Source organism: Catellatospora bangladeshensis (assembly GCF_016862575.1).
Lineage (GTDB): Bacteria > Actinomycetota > Actinomycetes > Mycobacteriales > Micromonosporaceae > Catellatospora > Catellatospora bangladeshensis.
Genome location: NZ_BONF01000048.1, coordinates 47139 through 65897, shown reverse-complemented (window position 1 = coordinate 65897; position 18759 = coordinate 47139). Strand labels below are relative to the sequence as shown.

Below are 18759 nucleotides of genomic sequence, written 5' to 3'. Positions count from 1 at the left end.
TGTGTTCACCACCCCGGGCAGTTCGCTGCCCGACACACACCCCTGATTCCGGAGGACACCCCATGCGACGCCTGCTAGCCGCCGCCGTGTTGGGCGCGGCGCTGTTCACCGCCGCCGCCTGCGCCGACACCCCGGAGCCGAGCGCCGCCCCGACCGCGTCGGCGGGCGCGACGGCCGACGCGAGCCCCGGCGCGGGCGTCGCCCCCAGCGGTTCCGCCGGGGTGCCCGGTGTGGGCGCCACCGCCGACACCAAGGCCGTCTGCGCGGCGGTCACCACCGAGAGCAAGAAGTTCATCACCAACCTGGTGACCAAGGCCCAGGAGGCGGGCACCTCGCTGAGCGACCCGGACAAGGCCAAGGCCTTCCTCGACGCGCTCGCCAAGGACTACGTCGCGCTGTCCACCGCGCTGAAGACCGAGTCCGCCAAGACCGCCGACCCGAGCCTGAAGAAGGCGCTCGACGACCTGACCAAGGCGCTGGACGCCTCGGCGGCCGCGCTGGGCGACCCGCAGAAGCTCGCCCAGGACCCGTCGAAGATCCAGTCGATCCTGTTCAGCGAGGAGCTGTCCGCGGCGAACGAGGCGCTCGACAAGATCTGCCCGACCGCCTGACCCGTGCCGCGTCCCACCCCTCGGAGGAACATCCCCATGCGACGTCTTCTCGCAGCCACCGCCCTGGCCGCGGTGCTTCTCGGCGCCGCCGCCTGCGCCGACGACACCCCGGCGCCGGGCAGCTCGGCCACGACCGCCACGGGCGCGCCCGCCGCCTCCGCCGCGGCCGAGGCGAAGGCCGTGTGCGACGAGTTCAACAAGCTCTTCGCCGGTCAGGGCACCGCCGGGCTCACCGTGGCGATCGGTGAGCTGCTCAAGGCGCGCCAGGGCACCGACGCCGCCAAGATCGCCGCGGCCGAGGCCAAGGTCAAGACGGAGCTCACCACCCTGCAGTCCGCCATCACCGAGCTGAGCGCCAAGGCGGCCGACCCGGCGCTCAAGGCCACCTTCGAGCAGGTCGCCGCGAACGTGGGCAAGGCCGCGGACCTCGCCTTCCTGGAGGGCACGACCAAGGCGGAGGAGCTGGAGGCCAAGCTGACCCCGGCCTTCCTGTCCTGGATCATGCCGCTCGCGACGACCTGCGCCTGATTGTCCGGAAGATGTCCATAACTGCCGGTGAGGCGGCCGCCGTCACTGTCGGCCGCGCTCGCTAGGCTGCCCCGGGCGCCGGCACCTGAGGCGCCCCCAACCCCTGAATCCCTCGAAAGGAATCGTCATGCGACGAGTACTCGCCACCGCGACCCTGGGCCTGGCCCTGCTGGGCATGGCCGCCTGCGCCGACCCGGAGACCCCCTCGGCGACCGCCTCCTCGGGCGCGCCGGCCGCCTCCAGCGCCGCCCCGGCGCCGGCCGCGTCCCCGATGGACAAGACCGCCGCCTGTGAGGCGTACATGAAGGCCGAGTCGAGCATCAAGACCCAGCTCATGAAGCTGATGACCGAGGCCGCCGCGATCAAGGCCGACCCGGCCAAGGCGCAGCAGGCCCTGGCCGACCTGACCAAGGCGTTCGGTGAGTTCGAGGCCGGGATCGCCCCGATCGCGGCCGGCGCCACCGACCCGGAGCTGAAGGCCGCCGTCGAGGCCGACCTCGCCGTGGTCAAGAAGCTGCCGGCCGACCTGGCCGCCACCGGCGGCGACGTCGACAAGATCATGGCGTACTTCGAGGGCCCGGCGTTCGCCAGCGCCGGCGAGAAGGTCTACGCCCTCTGCGGCAAGTGATCCGTCCCCGGCGTGCGGTGATCACGGTCACCGCACGCCGGGCCGGGGGGTGCCCGGTTTGGGCAACGGCCGGGCCATGACGTAGTCTTCTCTGCGGTGCCCGTGCAGGGCGCTGCATGCGTGCGTGTGTGCCGGCCGTTCTTCGGCCAGGACGCGCCGGGCGCGAAAACGTAGTACAGATCTCGGCTCGCCTTCCGCGAGCCGGTGAACCAACCGCCAGCACCTACGACAGGAGTCCGCGTCCCATGTACGCGATCGTCAAGACCGGCGGCAAGCAGTACAAGGTCGCCGAGGGCGACGTGATCGAGGTCGAGAAGCTCGCGGGCGCGCCCGGCGACGTGGTGGCGCTGTCCGCAGTGCTGCTTGTTGATGGCAGCGACCTGGTGACCGACGCGGCGAAGCTTGCCAAGGTTTCCGTTTCCGGCGAGGTCGTGGCCCACACCAAGGGCCCGAAGATCCGGATCCACAAGTTCAAGAACAAGACCGGCTACCACAAGCGGCAGGGTCACCGGCAGCCGCTGACCCAGGTCAAGGTCACCGGCATCAAGAGCGGGAAGTAGGCCTCGAGATGGCACACAAAAAGGGTGCATCCAGCTCGCGCAACGGTCGCGACTCCGCCGCCCAGCGGCTCGGTGTGAAGCGCTTCGGCGGCCAGGTCGTCAGCGCCGGCGAGATCCTGATCCGCCAGCGCGGCACCAAGTTCCACCCGGGTGACCTGGTGGGCCGTGGTGGCGACGACACGCTGTTCGCCCTCGCCGCCGGTGCGGTGCAGTTCGGCGTGAAGCGTGGCCGCAAGACCGTGAACATCGTTCCGGTCGAGGCCTGACGAATCGTCGGAGGCGGGGAGGCGCGCGCTGCGCCTCCCCGCCTCTTGCCGTATCCGGGACGCCGACCGGACTGAGACGCGGCTAACGCCGCGCCGCCGGAACACTCCGCCCGTCTCCGGTGTCGCAACTTGCGGCGTCCGCACCCTTCCGAGGCCGCGGCTCTTGGAGAGTTGCGAAGGAACGGGGCGGCATGTGGTTTAGGTTGATCAAGTAGGGAGTGGACGTGGCTACGTTCGTTGATCGTGTGGTGCTGCACCTGCAGGCGGGTGACGGCGGGCATGGCTGCGTGTCCATTCACCGGGAGAAGTTCAAGCCGTTCGGCGGGCCGGACGGCGGCAACGGGGGGCACGGCGGCGGCATCCTGATGGTGGTCGACCCGAGCGTGCACACGCTGCTCGACTTCCACTTCCACCCGCACCTCAAGGCCCCCAACGGCAAGGGCGGCGCGGGCAACAACCGTGAGGGCGCCAACGGCACCGACCTCGTGCTCAAGGTGCCCTCGGGCACCGTCGTGCAGACCATGGACGGCGAGGTCATCGCCGATCTGGTGGGTGTGGGCACCACGCTGGAGGTGGCCCGCGGCGGCCGCGGCGGCCGGGGCAACGCCTCGCTGGCCAGCGCCCGGCGCAAGGCGCCCGGCTTCGCCGAGCTGGGCGAGCCCGGTGACAAGCTTGACGTGATCGTCGAGCTGAAGAGCGTGGCCGACGTGGGCCTGGTCGGCTTCCCCAGCGCGGGCAAGTCCTCGCTGATCTCGGTGATCTCCGCGGCCAAGCCGAAGATCGCCGACTACCCGTTCACCACCCTGGTGCCCAACCTGGGCGTGGTGCAGGCGGGCGAGCACGTGTTCACCGTCGCCGACGTGCCGGGCCTGATCCCGGGCGCGGCCATGGGCAAGGGCCTGGGTCTGGAGTTCCTGCGCCACATCGAGCGCACCGCGGTGCTGGCGCACGTGGTGGACACCGCGACGCTGGAGACCGACCGTGATCCGGTCGCCGACATCGAGGCCCTCGAAGCGGAGCTGGCGCAGTACGGCGGGCTCGAGGACCGGCCCCGGATCATCGTGCTCAACAAGATCGACGTGCCGGACGGCCGGGACCTGGCCGACATCACCACGCCTGACCTGGAGAAGTTCGGCTGGCCGATCTACCGGATCAGCGCGGCCACCCGCGAGGGCCTGCAGGAGCTGGTGTACGCGCTGGCCCGCATGGTCGAGGAGCACCGTGCCGCCGCGCCGGTGCTGGAGCCGACCCGGATCGTGCTGCGCCCGAAGGCGGTCGACGACTCCGGCTTCGAGATCGAGCGCGACGGCGAGGGCGTCTGGGTGGTCAAGGGCGTCAAGCCCGAGCGCTGGGTGCGCCAGACCCAGTTCGACAACGACGAGGCCGTCGGCTTCCTCGCCGACCGGCTGGCCCGGCTGGGCGTGGAGGACCGGCTCGCGAAGCTGGGCGCGACGCCCGGCGACCCGGTGCGCATCGGTCCGCGCGAGTTCGACTGGCAGCCCACGGTGTACGCGGGCGCGAACTTCACGCCCGGCAACCGCGGCACCGACGCCCGCCTGGAGGACGAGAACACCCGGGCGAACGCGGCCGAGCGGCTCGCCGCGCGCAAGGCCCGCCGGGTGCGCGCGGAGGGCGACACCGCGGGCGACGAGTGGCTCGAGGACGAGGACGACTTCGTCTCCGACGACGACACCGACGACACCGACGACATCGGCGACGCCGACGACGCACGCTGATCGACCGTTCAGGCCCGGCGCACCGCCGTTCACGCGGTGCGCCGGGCCGTTCGGTGTGTTCCCGCGCAACGATTCGGCGACAGTGACCGGCATATCAAGGCGTACCGCCTCGCTGTGCGCTTCGTGAAACAACGCGGAAACATGCCCTGTCTAGCGTCCTGACGGTGTTGATCCAGCACCGCGAGATCACCCACCCTGATGTCACCGCGCTCGTGCTCGCCGCTGAGACCGAACTCTTCACGCGGTACCCGGGCACGACCCGGTCACCACTGGACCCGCACGCCCGCTTCGTGGTGGCGTACGTGCTGAGCCGGCCCGTCGGCTGCGGGGCGATCGTCCCGTACAGCCAGGGCGTCGGTGAACTCAGGCGTCTTTACGTACAACCGGCGCATCGCCGCGCCGGGGTGGCCCGCCGCATCCTTGCGGCACTGGAACGACGGGCCACCGCCCAGGGTCTGGACTCGATCATCGCCGAGACAGGCGTGAACCAGCCCGAGGCGATCACGCTGTTCGAGTCGGCCGGCTACGACCGGACCGAACCGTACGGCAGGTACGTCGGCAACCCCTACTCCGTCTGCTTCACCAAGAAGGCCGTCAGACCCTGACCCGTGTCAGGCGCTGACGAGCCCGATAGCCTCGCCGGCCCGCCGCAGTGTGGCGGCGGCCCGCGGGCGCACCCGCTCGGCGCCCTCGCGCAGCACCCGCTCGACCGCCTCGGGACGGCGGCGCAGCGCCTCGTAGCGTTCCTGCAGCGGCGCCAGCACGTCCACCACGGCCTCGGCGGTCTCCCGCTTGAGCTGCCCGTACGAGTCGAACCGCCCGGCCTGCCCGGTGCACGCCCGGTAGATCTCCAGCAGGTTGGTCACGCCGGGCTGGTGCTCGCGGTCGTGGCGGACCACGTTCACGCTGTCGGTCACCGCGCGCATGATCTTGCGGCGTACCGTGCCCGGGTCGTCGAGGATGCTGATCACGCCCGTGCTGACCACGTTGGTCTTGCCCATCTTGGCGGTCGGCTCGGCCAGGTCCATCACCCGCGCGGCGACCGGCGCGGGCACCGCGCGCGGCACGGTGAAGGTCGGCCCGTAGCGGCCGTTGAACCGGTTCGCGACGGCCCGCGCCAGCTCCACGTGCTGCAGCTGGTCGTCGCCGACCGGCACCTCCTCGGTGTCGTGCAGCAGGATGTCGGCGGCCATCAGCACCGGGTAGGTGAGCAGGCTCAGCCGCACCTGCTCGGCGCGCGCCGCCTTCTCCTTGAACGCCACCATGCGCTGCGCCTCGCCGTAGCCGGTGGCGCACTCCAGGAGATAGTGCAGCTGGGCGTGCTCGGCGAGGTGCGACTGCACGTAGAGCACGGTGCGCTCCGGGTCCACCCCGGCGGCCAGCAGCACCGCCGCCTGCTCCAGGGTGAGCCCGCGCACCGCGGCCGGATCGTGCTCGACGGTGAACGAGTGCAGGTCGGCGACCATGGTGACGGTCTCGCTGTCGTCCTGCCCGGCAACCAGCGGCCGGATCATGCCGAACAGGTTGCCCAGCTGCAGGTGGCCGGTGGGCTTGCAGCCGGACAGGCGGCGGGCACGGGTGCGGGTCGGGGTGATGGTCATGTCGGTCTCCTCGGGTCGCGGTCGCCCGTCCGGGCGGGCCGCACCGGCTGGAGCCGTGCACGACGAAGGCCGCCCGGGTGGGGCGGCCTTGGGATGTGCTCAGGTTCGCGGAAGCGGGCCGCCCGTCAGGGCAGCCACCACATGGTGCTCGTCATCCGCATGACCGCTATTGTCCCCGCCGCAGGTGAGCTCGGCAAGAATGAACTCATGCCGAGGGGTGCCGGTTGTTCAACACTTGCTTCGTATCAGGCAGGATGAGCGCATGTCGCATCGTTGCCTCACCCACCTCGAAGCCGTCGCGCGGGCCGCCACCGTACGGGACCTCGCGTACGCGCTGGACGTGGACCTGACCGGCGGGGACGAACTCTTCCGCACGGTCACCACGGTCCGCTTCACCGCCGACGCCGGCGCGGAGACGTTCCTGGAACTGCGGCCCGAACAGCTGCTCCGGGCGACGCTCAACGGCGTCGAGCTGCCCGCGGGCGCGTTCGCCGAGGGCCGGCTGCGGCTGGCCGGGCTCGCCGCGAGCAACACGGCGGTGGTCGAGGCCGCGTATGCGTACACCCACTCCAGCCAGGGCGTGCACCGCTTCGTGGACCCGGCCGACAAGCAGGTCTACACGTACGCCCAGCCGTCGATCACCGACGCGCCCGGCTTCATGGCCTGCTTCGACCAGCCCGACCTCAAGGCGCCCGTGACGCTGTCGGTCACCACCGACCCGTCCTGGCTGGTCCGCGCCAACAGCGAGGGCGTGCAGACCGCGCCCGGCCGCTGGGAGTTCGGGGCGACCAAGCCCGTCGCCACGTACCTGATCACGTTCGTGGCCGGGCCGTACGTCGAGGTGAGCGACGTGCACGACGGCATCCCGCTGGGCATCATCGCCCGTGCCAGCTACGCCGAGGTGCTGGAGCGCGACGCGCCCGAGATCTTCGAGGTGACCAAGGCGTTCCTGGACCGCTACCACGAGCTGTTCGGCGTGCGGTATCCGTTCGGCAAGTACGACCAGGCGTTCGTGCCCGAGTTCAGCTGGGGCGCGATGGAGTTCCCCGGCTGTGTCGTGTTCCGCGACGAGCTGCTGTTCCGGGCCGCGGTGACCGACACCGAGCGGCTGGAGCGGGCGGCCATCATCGCCCACGAGATGGCCCACATGTGGTTCGGCGACCTGGTCACCATGCGCTGGTGGGACGACCTCTGGCTGAACGAGTCGTTCGCCACCTACATGGGCTACCGCCTGGTCGCCGAGGTCACGAAGTGGCCGCAGTCGTGGACCCGGTTCGGCGTCAACCGCAAGGCCTGGGGGTACGCCGCCGACCAGCGCCCCTCCACGCACCCCATCGCGCCGACCGAGGTGGCCGACACCGACGCGGCGTTCGCCAACTTCGACGGCATCAGCTACGCCAAGGGCTGCTCGGCACTGCGCCAGCTCGTCGCGTTCATCGGCGACGAGGCGTTCCTGGCCGGGCTGCGGGCGTACTTCGACAAGCACGCCTGGGGCAACGCCACCCTGGCCGACCTGCTCGGCGCGCTGTCGCTGGCCAGCGGGCGCGACCTGGAGGCGTGGGCGCGCGACTGGCTGCGCACCCCGCAGGTGAACACGCTGCGCCCGGTGATCGAGTGGAACGCCGACGGCTCGTACGCCTCCGTCGCGGTCGCGCAGAGCGCCCCGGCGGAGTTCCCGACGCTGCGCGCGCACCGCATCGGCCTGGGCTGGTTCGACGAGGCCGGGACCTGGCAGCGCACCGAGGTCGAGGTGAGCGGCGAGCTGACCCCGGTGCCGCAGCTGACCGGCGTCACCGGCCGCGGGCTGCTGCTCAACGACGGCGACCTCACCTTCGCCAAGATCCGGGTGGACGAGCGGACCCGCGCCGAGCTGCCCGCGCTGCTGGCCGCGCAGCCCGACCCGCTGGCCCGCTCGCTGTGGTGGAACAGCGCCTGGGACGCCACCCGCGACGGCGAGTGGCCCGCGATCGAGTTCGTCGAGCTGGCCGCCGCCGCGCTGCCCGCCGACCCGGACGTCACCATCGTCGAGTCGATCTTCGGGCTGGCCCGGTACGCGGCAGGCCGGTTCGTGCCCGCCGACGGGCAGCAGGCCGCCCGGCAGGCGCTGGCGAACGCCGCCCGCACCCTGCTCGCCACGGCCGCGCCCGGCAGCGGGCACCAGCTCGCCGCGGCCCGCAACCTCATCGCGGCCGGCGGCGACGCGGACCGGGACCTGCTGCGCGGCTGGCTCGCCGGCGCGAACGTGCCCGAGGGCCTGCCCGTCGACGCCGAGCTGCGCTGGGCCATCCTGGGCCGGCTGGCCGCGCTGGGCGACGTCGCGGAGGACGAGATCGACGCCGAGCTGCAGCGCGACCACAGCGACAAGGGCGAGCAGGAGGCGGTGCGGGTGCGCGCCTGCCGCCCCGACCCGGCCGCCAAGGAGCGCGCCTTCGACCTGGTCGTCACCGAGCAGGGGCAGTCCAACCGGATCGCCGCCGCGGCCGGGTCCGGGCTGTGGCAGCCCGAGCAGGCGGAGCTGACCGCGGCGTACGTGGCCCGCTTCTTCACCGAGCTGCCGCGCTCGGCCGGTCGCTCCGGCGACATGCTGGCGCTGCTGGCCAAGACGGTCTACCCGGTGTACGCCGTGTCGGAGGACACACTGGCCGCCGCGCGCGCCGCGCTGGCCGGCGAGATGCACCCGCTGCTGCGCCGCGCGCTCGCCGACGAGACCGACGACCTGGCCCGCGCCCTGCGCGCCCGCCAGGCCGCCTGACCAGCCCGTACCCTGCCCCGCCACCCCACCCGGGCCGCGGGGCGGGTGCGGCGGGGCACCCCGCCCCGCCCTTTCACTGACGTCGGCCTATCTGGATGACGTCGATCGTCAGAACTTCATCCAGATAGGCCAACGTCGATCACGGGGCGGGGTGTGCGGGACAGCGGCATAGAATCGGGCCGTGGCGCAACGCATCGGGGTCATGGGCGGCACCTTCGACCCGATCCACCACGGCCATCTCGTCGCGGCCAGCGAGGTCGCCGACCGGTACGCGCTGGACGAGGTCGTCTTCGTGCCCACCGGCAAGCCGTGGCAGAAGAGCGAGAGCGCGGTCACCCCGGCGGAGGACCGCTACCTGATGACGGTCATCGCGACCGCGTCCAACCCCCGCTTCACGGTGAGCCGGGTGGACGTGGACCGGGACGGCCCCACCTACACCGTCGACACTCTGCGCGAGCTGCGCGACCAGTACGGCGACAAGACCGAGCTGTTCTTCATCACGGGCGCCGACGCGCTGTCCAAGATCCTGTCCTGGAAGGACGCGGACCAGCTGTTCGAGCTGGCGCACTTCATCGGAGTCACCCGGCCGGGGTTCGCGCTGACCGACGCGCACCTGCCCGCCGACGTGGTGAGCCTGGTGCAGGTGCCGGCCATGGCGATCTCGTCGACGGACTGCCGCCGCCGGGTCGCCGCGGGGCAGCCGGTCTGGTATCTGGTACCGGACGGCGTAGTGCAATACATCACAAAACGTCATCTATACCGCTGATTTCCAGTGTCCGGGCCCACCGCGTGACTATCTGAGCGGCGGGGCGGGTAATCCCTGTGAGATTCTGGATGCTGAGCCTGATCGCGAGCGTCCCCAGAGGGTGACGTGCCATCGCGGCCGGGCCTGCCGACGAAAGGACCAAGGTGCCCGCAACCGAGCGCGCTGTCGAGATGGCCCAGGCCGCCGCCCAGGCGGCCGCCGACAAGAAGGCCGAGGACATCGTCCTGCTGGACGTGGCCGAGCAGCTCGTCCTCACCGACGTCTTCGTCGTGGCCTCCGCACCCAACGAGCGCCAGGTGCTCGCCATCGTCGACGCTGTCGAAGAGGCGCTGCTGCAGCTGCCCGAGAAGGCCAAGCCGGTCCGCCGCGAGGGCGAGCGCGCCGGCCGCTGGGTGCTGCTGGACTTCGGCGACATCGTGGTGCACGTGCAGCACAGCGAGGAGCGCGAGTTCTACGCGCTGGACCGGCTGTGGAAGGACTGCGCCCGGATCGAGTTCGTGGATCGCGACCTCGCCACCCCTGCCGCATGAGCCTGGAGCGGGGCACCGAGCCGCCGACCAGGATCCTGCTGTGGCGGCACGGCAACACCGACTCGAACGCGGCCCAGCGCGTGCAGGGGCAGCTCGACGTGCCGCTGAACGACCTGGGCCGCGCCCAGGCCGCGGCCGCCGCGCAGGTGCTGGCCGGCCGCGAGCCGCAGCTGCTGATCACCAGTGACCTCGGCCGGGCCGCGCAGACCGCCGCGGCGCTGGCCGGGCTCACCGGGTTGAGCGCCGAGCGCGACGTGCGGCTGCGCGAGCGTTACTTCGGCGCCTGGCAGGGGCTGACCACGCCCGAGGTCAAGGAGCGTTTCCCCGAGTCGTACGCGCGCTGGCGCGCCGCCGACCCGGATCCGGGCGACGGCATCGAGCCGCTGCCCGACCTGGGCAAGCGGGTCAGCGAGGCGATCCGGCAGGCCGCCGAGCGGCTGCCCGGGGGCACGATCGTGCTGGCCGCCCACGGCGCCGCCATCAAGTACGGCGTGGCAGCGCTGCTGGGCTGGCCCGAGGAGATGCTGCCGACCGTCGCGCCGGTGCAGAACTGCCACTGGGTCGACCTCATCCACCAGGGATCGTCCGGCTGGCGGCTGTCGGCGTACAACGTCGGGGTCTGAAGCTCGCGCAACTTGCCACCGGGCGGTAACGTCCGAACTGACATGATGACGCGAAGCCCCCTCATTCACCTGCTGACCGGCGCGCTGCTGGGCGGTCTCCTGCTCACCGGCTGCGCCCCGACTGAGGAGCCGGAGGTGGGCAGCTCCGTGACCCCGCAGCCGTCCGCGCCGGGAGCGTCACCGTCAGGTTTCCTGCCGCCGAGCCCGACCGCCAAGCCCAAGCCGGGCGCGTCCGGGCCGGTCGTGCCGCCGCCCGCCAAGGACGGCGTCGTGATCACGGCGACCGGCACCGTGGAGCGGATCGACCTGGAGGGCGGCTGCACCGTGCTGCGCACCCCGGGCGTCACCTACCAGCTGCTCGGCGGCGACCCGGCCCAGCTCAAGCCGGGCACCAAGGTGACCGTGAAGGGCCGGACCCGCCCCGACGTGATGACCGTCTGCCAGGTGGGGCCGGTGCTGGAGGTCATCTCGGCGGCTCCGGCGTCGTGACCGCATGTCCGTAGCCGTCGTCACCGACTCGACCGCCTACCTGCCCGCCACGATCGCGGACGGGTCGCTCACCGTGGTGCCGCTGCACGTCGTGCTGGGCGGCGTCTCCGGCCGCGAGGGCGTCGAGGTCAGCCCGGCCGAGGTGGCCGTGGCGCTGACCGCGCGCCGCGTCGCGGTCACCACCTCCCAGCCCACCCCCGGCGAGTTCGCGCAGGTGTACGAGCAGCTGTTCGCGTCGGGCGTGACCGGCATCGTGTCGGTGCACCTGGCGGGCGCCCTGTCCGGCACGATCGGCGCGGCGACCGCCGCCGCGGGCGAGGCGCCCGGCCCGGTCGAGGTGGTCGACTCGTGCTCGGCCGCGATGGGCGTGGGCTTTCCCGCGCTGGCCGCGGCCCGTGCCGCCGCCCAGGGCGAGGACCTGGTGGGGGTACGCGGCGCGGCGCTGGCCACCATCGAGCGGACCAGCTCCTTCTTCTACGTGGACACCCTGGAGCACCTGCGCCGCGGCGGCCGGATCAACGCCGCCTCGGCGCTGCTGGGCACCGCCCTGGCGGTGAAGCCGCTGCTGGAGGTGTCCGCGGGCGGCATCAGCATGCGCGACAAGGTGCGCACCGCGGCCCGCGCGCTGGACCGCCTGGTCGCGCTCGCGCTGGAGGCCGCCGGTGACGGGCCGGTCGAGGTCGCCGTGCACCACCTGGCCGCCGCCGAGCGGGCCGAGTGGGTCGAGCACGCGCTGCGCGAGCGGCTCGGCGACCGCCTCTGCGAGCTGTACGTCAGCGAGGTGGGCGCGGTCGTCGCCGCGCACGTCGGACCCGGTCTGGCCGGCGTCGTCGTGCACCGGCTCCCCGAGGCCGCCCAGTCCCTCCTGGACGACCAGCTCTGACACTCGGGTAGCGCCGGGGCGATGCCGTGGTGATACTCAGCGTTCATGGAGAAGGCTCGTTCTGAACTTCTCGGCCGGGACCTGGCGCATGCGCTGCGTACCGGCCCGTTCTCCGCAGCGCTGCACCTGGCCATCGAAGACCGGGGCATCCGGCCGGAGGAGATCCAGGAGCGGCTGTCCGCCGCCGGGGTGAGCGTCAGCCTGGCCACGTTGAGCTACTGGCGGCGGGGGCGCAGCCGCCCGGAGCGTCCCGAGTCCATGAAGGCGGTGCGGCTGCTGGAGCAGATCCTGTCGCTGCCCGCCGAGTCCCTCATCGCCCAGCTGGGCCCGCGCCGCCCGCGCGGGCGCTGGCTGAACCAGCCGCCCGGCACCATCGACATCGACCGCCTGTTCGAGAACGGCAACAGCGTCTCGAAGATCATCGGCGAGCTCGACAAGTGGATGTACCACGAGCTGACCCGGATCAGCCTGCACGACCTGTACACGGTCGGCGCGGGGCGCCAGGAGCTGAGCCTGACCTGCCGCCAGGTGCTGCGGGCCAACGTGGACCGGGTCTCGCGCACCGTCGGCATCTTCCGCACCGACGACCTGGGCGCGCCCACCGGCGTGCACGCCCTGCGCAACTGCCGGCTGGGGCGGGTGCGCTCGGACCCCGAGTCGGGCCTGCAGGCAGCCGAGATCATCTTCGACCGGATGCTGTCCCAGGGTGACACCGTCGTCATCGAGTACGAGTTCGAGAGCGGCTCCGCCGTCGCGACCGACAACTACTACCGGGGCTTCTCGGTGCCGGTGGGGGAGTACGTGCTGCAGGTGCAGTTCGACCGCGACGCGGTGCCGGCCCGCTGCTACCGCTTCGAACGGCGCGGCATCCACGCGCCCGACCAGGGCGTACGCGAGGTCTGGATCGGCTCGACGCACGGCGCGCACGTGGTGGCGACCGACATCCCGCCGGGCATCGTGGGCATGCGCTGGGAATGGGAGTGAGCGGCCGGGCATCGTCGTGAGATGCCCGGCCGCCCTTCCCCCGATCGGTGAGCCTTCCGTCAGGAGGCGCTGATGGTCACGTCGTCGATGACCCAGCTGGTCTGCAGCGACTGGTCCTCGACGCCGTTGAACTTCAGCGTCACCGTCTGCCCGATGAACTGGCTGACGTTGATGACCTTCTCCACGTACGCCGAGTTGGCGTCGAGGTTGGTGGCGGTGGCCACCGTCGTGCCGCCGAGGGTTACGGTCAGCCGGTCCCAGACCTGGCCGTCGGTCTCGGCGGTGGTGATGCGGATCCAGTAGCGCAGCGTGGCGCTGGTGCACCCGGCCGGGATGGTCACCGACTGCTGGACCCAGTCGGTCTGGGTCTGGCCCTGGCCGCCGAGCCACGCGGTGCGGGTGCCGGTCTTGCCCGGGTAGCCGTAGCTCGCGAAGGCGCCGATGACGCCCGAGTCCGCGGTCCACGGCGTGGTGCCGCTCTCGAAGCTGGAGTTGCCCACGACCTGGGTGGCCGTGCAGCCGCCGCCACCGGTGGTGACGGTCCAGGTGAAGTTCGCCGTGCCGGTCTTCGACGCGGCGTCGGTCACCGTGACCGTGACGTTGTACGTGCCGGCCGTGGTCGGGCTGCCCGTGATCAGGCCGCTCGACGAGCTGATCGACAGCCCCGCGGGCAGGCCGGAGGCGCTCCAGGTGTACGGCGTCGTGCCGCCGCTGGCCTGCATCTGCAGGCTGACGGACTGCCCGACGGCGGTGCTGCGGTTGCCCGGGTTGGTGACCGACGGGTTGTTCGGGTTCGTCCCGCCGTTCATGAAGCCGGTGTAGAGCAGCCGGTTCGGCGAACCGGTGCCGGGGCTGGTCACCTTGCCGGTGGTGGCGTTGTTGACCAGCGCGTCACGCACCTGGGCGGGCGTGGCGTTCGGGTTGAGCCCCAGGTACACCGCCGCGGCGCCGGCCGTGTGCGGCGAGGCCATCGAGGTGCCCGTCATCGTCGCGCTGCCGGTGTTGCTGGAGTACGACGCCGACACGATGCTCGTGCCCGGGGCGAAGATGTCCAGGCAGGAGCCGTAGTTGCTGCTGCTGTTGCGGGCGTCGGAGCTGTTGGTGTTGCCGACGGTGACCGCCGCCGCGACGGCCTGCGGGCTGTAGTAGCAGGCGTCGTCGGACGAGTTGCCCGCCGCCTGGACGAACTGCACGCCGGACGAGATCAGGCTCGACACGGCGCTGTCCATGGCCTGGCTGGTGCAGCGGCTCTGGCAGCCGATGCTGTAGTTGACCACGGCCGGCTTCTGGGCGTTGGTGCGCACCCAGTTGATGCCCGCGATCAGGTCGTCGTTCGTGCCGCTACCCTGGCAGTTCAGCACCCGTACGGCCACCACGCGGGCCTTCTTGGCCACGCCGTAGCTGGTGCCCACGGCGGTGCCGGCCACGTGCGTGCCGTGCCCGTGGCAGTCGGTGGGGGTGCTGTCGTCGTCGACCATGTCCGTGCCCTGGCCGACCCGGCCGGTGAAGTCGACGTGGTTGGCGTTGATACCGGTGTCCAGCACATAGACCGTCGCGCCCTGACCGGGGTTGGTGGGGTACGTGTACGCCTGGTTCAGCGGCAGGTTCTGCTGGTCGATCCGGTCGTCGCCCCAGTTCGGCGGGTTGTTCTGGGTGTCGGCGACGCTGATGCGCTGCACCGCCTCGACCGAGGCGACCGCCGGGTCGGCGGCCAGCTTCCGGGCCTGCTTGTCGGACAGGGTCACCGAGAAGCCGCGCAGGCCCGCCGTGTACAGGTGGCGGGCCTGCCCGCCGAAGCGCCCGGCGAGGTCGCGGGCCTTCGTGCCGACGCCCGCGGCGGGCACCGCGGCGTCCTTGAACACCACGATGTAGCGGCCGGGGACCGCGTTCGGGCTGTCGGCGTACAGGATGGCGCCTTCGGGGCCGGTGGGCGCGGCGTTCGCCAGGCCACCGGTCCCCAGGGCCCCGGCGAACGCGACGATGATCGCGATGCCGAGGCGGGAAACTCGTTGCCGCAAGGTTCTCTCCTCCCAGAGATCCCCTGCTTCGCGGCCGGGTCCCGATGACGCCGACCGCGAAGGGGTGCGCCGAACCTAGAAGCGGAGGAATGCGCTGCGGCAGAGCGGTTAACAGCGTTCGATGATTCGTAACTTCAAAACTGTTTATGAAACCGGCGCGGACGTAAGAGTCCGTTGTGGACGGGCGCGCTTCGCGGCTCGCGTATAGCACGGCGGGGGCTTGATCAGGCGGTTGTCCCCAAGCGGGCCGCCGTCCACAGGCAACGGATTTGGCGGGTACGCCGTGCGCCGGTGCCCGCCTAGCGTGGCCGCGTGCTGTCGTCCTTCCGTACGCCACCGCCCGACGAGGCCGCCACCCGCGATCGCCTGCACCGGGTGTTCCCCGGCCTCGGGCCCGCCACCGTCCCCGAGTCCGCGCCCGAGCCGGTGGCGGCTCCGGCCTGGCCGAGTGGACTCCTCGGCGCGCCCTTCCTCGACGTGCTGCCCGGCGCAGCCCACCCGTCCGACGCGGCTGACCCGGCTCCGCCCAGCGCGCTGCCGGGCCGGGGCGCGTTCGACCCGGGGCGGCGCGGGTTGCGGGCGCTCGCCGCCGTGGCCGCGCTGGTGGTCGCGGTCGCGGCCTACCTGGCCTGGCAGGCTCGGCCGTCCAGCGATCCCGTGCCCGAACCGGCCGTGGTCGTGCCCGACGCGCCCCGCCCGTCCGCCCCGGCGTCGCCGCAGCCGCTGGTCGTCGCCGTCACCGGGCGGGTGCGCAAGCCCGGCCTGGTCCGGCTGCCGCCCGGGTCGCGGGTCGCCGACGCCATCGAGGCGGCGGGCGGCGTGCTGCCCGACACCGATCTGTCCACGGTCAACCTGGCCCGCAAGGTGACCGACGGCGAGCTGATCGCCGTCGCCGTGCCGGGTCTGCCCGCCGCGGGTGTGCTCGGCGGGGACGGCGGCCCGGCGACCGGTGGCCTGGTGAACCTGAACACCGCGACGCTGGCGCAGCTCGACGCGCTGCCCGGGGTCGGGCCGGTGCTCGCCCAGCGGATCCTCGACCACCGCGCCCGGCACGGCGAGTTCCGCGGCGTCGGCGACCTGCGCCAGGTCGAGGGCATTGGCGAGTCGAAGTTCGCGCAGCTCAAAGACCTGGTCACGGTCTGATGGGCGACGGACCCGACCTGCGGCTGGCACCCTTCGCCCTCGGCTGCTGGGCTGCCTCCCTTACCGCGCTGCTGACCAGCCTCCCCGTGTCGCTGACCCTCGCCGCCATCGGCGCCGCAGGCGCCCTCCTAGCCGCCACCTGGCGTTCTCACCTGCTCCGGAGCTGCCGCGGCACACGCGGCTCCGAACAGGCGCCACACCCGGCCGAACGAGACACCCGGCCGGCCCTTCTCCCGCCCACGGTCGGCCGGCTCCTCGCGCAGATTCAGGGAAACCGCGGGCTCGCAGGCACTGAAGGCCGCAGTTTCCCCGAAAGTGCAGCCCGGTCGAGTGCTACGCGGGTGGACGCGGTCCGGCCGGGTCCACTGCGTGGGGGTGCTGCTCAGTCGAGTGCAGTGCGCGGGGGCGTCGCGCGGGTGAGTGCTCGGTCGGGTGCAGCGCGGGTGGGGGTGGCAGACGCCGGGGGTGGGGCGTGGCGGTGGATCGTGGCCGGGGCGTTTCTCGGGGTGCTGTGCGGGGCGGCGGCGACCGGGGCGCGGCTGGCGGCGCGGGATGCTCCTGAGCTGGGGGAGCTGGTCGCGCGGCGGGCCACGGTTACGGTCGAGCTGACCGTGCGGGACGATCCGCGTCCCGCCGCCGGGGTGACCGGGCGGGAGCAGACCTGGGTGGTGGCCGCGCATCTGGCGGTGGCCGGGGAGCTGCGCACCGACGTGCGGGTGCTGGTGCTGGCCACCGGGGACGGCTGGCGTGGGCTGCTGCCCGGCCAGCGGGTGCGCGCCGAGGCCCGGCTCGGGCCAAGCCGGGGCGGCGACCTGCGGGCTGCCGTGCTGTCCGTTAACGGGCCGCCGGAGCTGCTGGGACAGGCACCCTGGATCCAGCGGGCCGCCGGGGGACTGCGGGCGGGACTGCAACGGGCCTGCGCCCCACTCGACGCGGCCGTCGGCGGGCTGCTCCCGGGCCTGGTCGTGGGTGACACCAGCCGCCTGGACCCGGCCGTCGACCAGGCGTTCGTGGACACCGGCATGACTCATTTGACAGCCGTCAGCGGGTCCAACGTGGCGATCGTGACCGGGGCGGTGCTGCTGCTCGCCCGGTGGGGCAGGGCCGGGCCGCGGCTGACCGCGCTGCTGTGCGCGGTGTCGGTGGTCGGGTTCGTGATCCTGGCCAGGCCGTCGCCGAGTGTGGTGCGCGCCGCGGTGATGGGCGGCGTGGCGCTGCTCGCGCTGGCCTCCGGCCGCTCCCGCGCCGCGCTGCCCGCGCTGTGCACGGCGGTCGTGGTGCTGCTGGTGGCCGATCCGGAGCTGGCCACTGACGCCGGGTTCGCGCTGTCCGTGCTGGCCACCTCCGGCCTGCTGCTGCTCGCGCCGTCCATGCGGGACGCGCTGCGCCGCCGCCGGGTGCCGCCGGGGATGGCCGAGGCGCTGGCCGTGCCGACCGCGGCGCAGCTGGCCTGCGCGCCGGTCGTCGCGGGGATCAGCGGCACGGTGAGCCTCGTCGCCGTACCGGCCAATCTGGTCGCCGTGCCGGCGATCGCGCCCGCGACGGTCACCGGCGTCGCGGCCGCGCTGCTGTCGCCGGTCTGGCCGGACGGGGCCGAGTTCGCCGCGTGGCTCGGCAGCTGGCCCGCACGGTGGCTGGTCACCGTCGCCCGGGTGGGCAGCGGCCTGCCCGCGGGCGTGCTGCCGTGGCCGGACGGTGCGCCCGGGGCGCTGCTGCTGGCCGGGATCACCGTGCTGCTGCTGATCGGCTTCCGGCGCCGCGCGGTACGCCGCCTCGCGCTCGTGATCACGCTGGCCGCGATGCTCGGCGCGCTGCCGGTGCGGGTGCTGGCGGGCGGCTGGCCGCCGGACGGCTGGCTGGTCGTGGCCTGCGACGTCGGCCAGGGCGACGCGACCGTGCTCAACGCCGGTGGCGGCGCGGCCGTGGTGGTGGACGCCGGTCCGCGCCCGGCCGACGTGGACCGCTGCCTGCGCGGGCTCGGCGTGGACGAGGTGCCATTGCTGCTGGTAAGCCACTTCCATCTGGACCACATCGGCGGCCTCGACGGGGTGCTGGCCGGGCGGCGGATCGGCGCCGTGATCACCACCTCCTGGCCCGAGCCCGCGACCGGCCGGGAGGCCGTGGCCCGTACGGCGGCGGCGCACGGCGTCGCGGTGCGCGCGGCGCCGGATGCCGGCGGCTGGACCGTCGGCGAGGTACGCCTTGACGTGCTCGGGTCAGCGCCGATGCACGGCACCCGCAGCGACCCGAACAACAACTCGCTGCTGCTCGCCGCCACGGTGCGCGGGGTGCGGGTACTGCTCACCGGTGACGCCGAGACGGAACGGCAGCAGGCACTGCTCGACGCGCGGGCGGACCTGTCCGCGCCGATCCTCAAGGTCTCCCACCACGGCAGCGGTTTTCAGGAGCCGAGCTTCCTGGACGCGGTGTCACCCAGGATCGCGCTGGTCAGCGTGGGGCGGGACAACGACTACGGGCACCCGAGCGCGTCCGTGCTCGCGCGGCTGGCCGGGCGCGGGGCGCGGGTGCTGCGCACCGACGTCAGCGGCGACGTCGCGGTCGTCCTCGACCGGGGGAAGCTTTCCGTCGTGCTCCCGACGCGCCCGTTCGAGTGACGATGGACGGCCGGTCAGGGCCTCAT

The 18759-nt window shown here is 72.7% G+C and carries 18 protein-coding genes; 16 read left to right on the top strand and 2 right to left on the bottom strand.

What is annotated here, in order from left to right; genetic code table 11:
* Positions 1-62 precede the first annotated feature (62 nt).
* The 7 genes from Cba03nite_RS34385 to Cba03nite_RS34355 all read left to right on the top strand — a co-directional run bounded on the left by Cba03nite_RS34385 (position 63) and on the right by Cba03nite_RS34355 (position 4934).
* Positions 63-611 carry a hypothetical protein gene (locus Cba03nite_RS34385; protein ID WP_203755664.1) on the top strand — a complete coding sequence of 183 codons (549 nt, stop codon included), beginning with the start codon at positions 63-65 and terminating at the stop codon, positions 609-611.
* 36 nt (positions 612-647) lie between these two features.
* Positions 648-1139: a hypothetical protein gene (locus Cba03nite_RS34380; RefSeq protein ID WP_203755662.1), complete on the top strand. Its 492-nt coding sequence runs from the start codon at positions 648-650 to the stop codon at positions 1137-1139.
* 127 nt (positions 1140-1266) lie between these two features.
* A complete protein-coding gene (locus tag Cba03nite_RS34375; RefSeq protein ID WP_203755660.1) occupies positions 1267-1767 on the top strand; it encodes a hypothetical protein in 501 nt (166 codons plus the stop codon).
* A 245-nt stretch (positions 1768-2012) separates the two neighbouring features.
* Positions 2013-2327, top strand: coding sequence for a 50S ribosomal protein L21 (gene rplU, locus Cba03nite_RS34370; protein WP_155374923.1), 315 nt, complete (start codon positions 2013-2015; stop codon positions 2325-2327).
* 8 nt (positions 2328-2335) lie between these two features.
* The gene (gene rpmA / locus Cba03nite_RS34365) at positions 2336-2593 is read left to right on the top strand and encodes a 50S ribosomal protein L27 (protein WP_203755658.1); all 258 of its coding nucleotides are present in this window, start codon (positions 2336-2338) and stop codon (positions 2591-2593) included.
* Positions 2594-2817: 224 nt separating this feature from the next.
* On the top strand, positions 2818-4329 hold the full coding sequence (gene obgE / locus Cba03nite_RS34360) for a GTPase ObgE (RefSeq protein ID WP_203755656.1): 1512 nt from the start codon (positions 2818-2820) through the stop codon (positions 4327-4329).
* 164 nt (positions 4330-4493) lie between these two features.
* Positions 4494-4934 carry a GNAT family N-acetyltransferase gene (locus Cba03nite_RS34355; protein ID WP_203755654.1) on the top strand — a complete coding sequence of 147 codons (441 nt, stop codon included), beginning with the start codon at positions 4494-4496 and terminating at the stop codon, positions 4932-4934.
* A 6-nt stretch (positions 4935-4940) separates the two neighbouring features.
* Here the strand turns inward: Cba03nite_RS34355 and trpS are convergent, their stop codons facing one another.
* Complete coding sequence (gene trpS, locus Cba03nite_RS34350) at positions 4941-5930, bottom strand: tryptophan--tRNA ligase (RefSeq protein WP_203755651.1); 990 nt, start codon at positions 5928-5930, stop codon at positions 4941-4943.
* Between the two features lie 262 nt (positions 5931-6192).
* On the opposite strand from trpS, the gene pepN reads away from it, so the two are divergent.
* The 7 genes from pepN (at position 6193) to Cba03nite_RS34315 (ending at position 12957) form a co-directional block, all read left to right on the top strand.
* A complete protein-coding gene (pepN, locus tag Cba03nite_RS34345) occupies positions 6193-8682 on the top strand; it encodes an aminopeptidase N (RefSeq protein WP_203755648.1) in 2490 nt (829 codons plus the stop codon).
* A gap of 181 nt (positions 8683-8863) precedes the next feature.
* Complete coding sequence (nadD, locus tag Cba03nite_RS34340; RefSeq protein ID WP_203755646.1) at positions 8864-9448, top strand: nicotinate-nucleotide adenylyltransferase; 585 nt, start codon at positions 8864-8866, stop codon at positions 9446-9448.
* A 143-nt stretch (positions 9449-9591) separates the two neighbouring features.
* Positions 9592-9978: a ribosome silencing factor gene (rsfS, locus tag Cba03nite_RS34335; protein ID WP_203755644.1), complete on the top strand. Its 387-nt coding sequence runs from the start codon at positions 9592-9594 to the stop codon at positions 9976-9978.
* Entirely contained in the window at positions 9975-10601 is a 627-nt protein-coding gene (locus Cba03nite_RS34330; protein ID WP_203755633.1) for a histidine phosphatase family protein, read from the top strand. The genes rsfS and Cba03nite_RS34330 overlap by 4 nt, the downstream gene beginning before the upstream one ends.
* Positions 10602-10643: 42 nt before the next feature.
* Entirely contained in the window at positions 10644-11090 is a 447-nt protein-coding gene (locus tag Cba03nite_RS34325) for a hypothetical protein (protein WP_203755630.1), read from the top strand.
* 4 nt (positions 11091-11094) lie between these two features.
* Entirely contained in the window at positions 11095-11973 is an 879-nt protein-coding gene (locus tag Cba03nite_RS34320) for a DegV family protein (protein ID WP_203755627.1), read from the top strand.
* A gap of 45 nt (positions 11974-12018) precedes the next feature.
* On the top strand, positions 12019-12957 hold the full coding sequence (locus Cba03nite_RS34315) for a hypothetical protein (protein WP_203755624.1): 939 nt from the start codon (positions 12019-12021) through the stop codon (positions 12955-12957).
* Between the two features lie 59 nt (positions 12958-13016).
* Here the strand turns inward: Cba03nite_RS34315 and Cba03nite_RS34310 are convergent, their stop codons facing one another.
* Positions 13017-14975, bottom strand: coding sequence for a S8 family peptidase (locus Cba03nite_RS34310; RefSeq protein ID WP_203755622.1), 1959 nt, complete (start codon positions 14973-14975; stop codon positions 13017-13019).
* Between the two features lie 312 nt (positions 14976-15287).
* Here Cba03nite_RS34310 and Cba03nite_RS34305 point away from each other — a divergent pair, with 312 nt between their 5' ends.
* Positions 15288-16118 (top strand): ComEA family DNA-binding protein, encoded by an 831-nt coding sequence (locus tag Cba03nite_RS34305; protein ID WP_239126230.1) that lies wholly within the window; start codon positions 15288-15290, stop codon positions 16116-16118.
* Between the two features lie 341 nt (positions 16119-16459).
* Complete coding sequence (locus tag Cba03nite_RS34300; protein ID WP_444542260.1) at positions 16460-18733, top strand: ComEC/Rec2 family competence protein; 2274 nt, start codon at positions 16460-16462, stop codon at positions 18731-18733.
* Positions 18734-18759 lie beyond the last annotated feature (26 nt).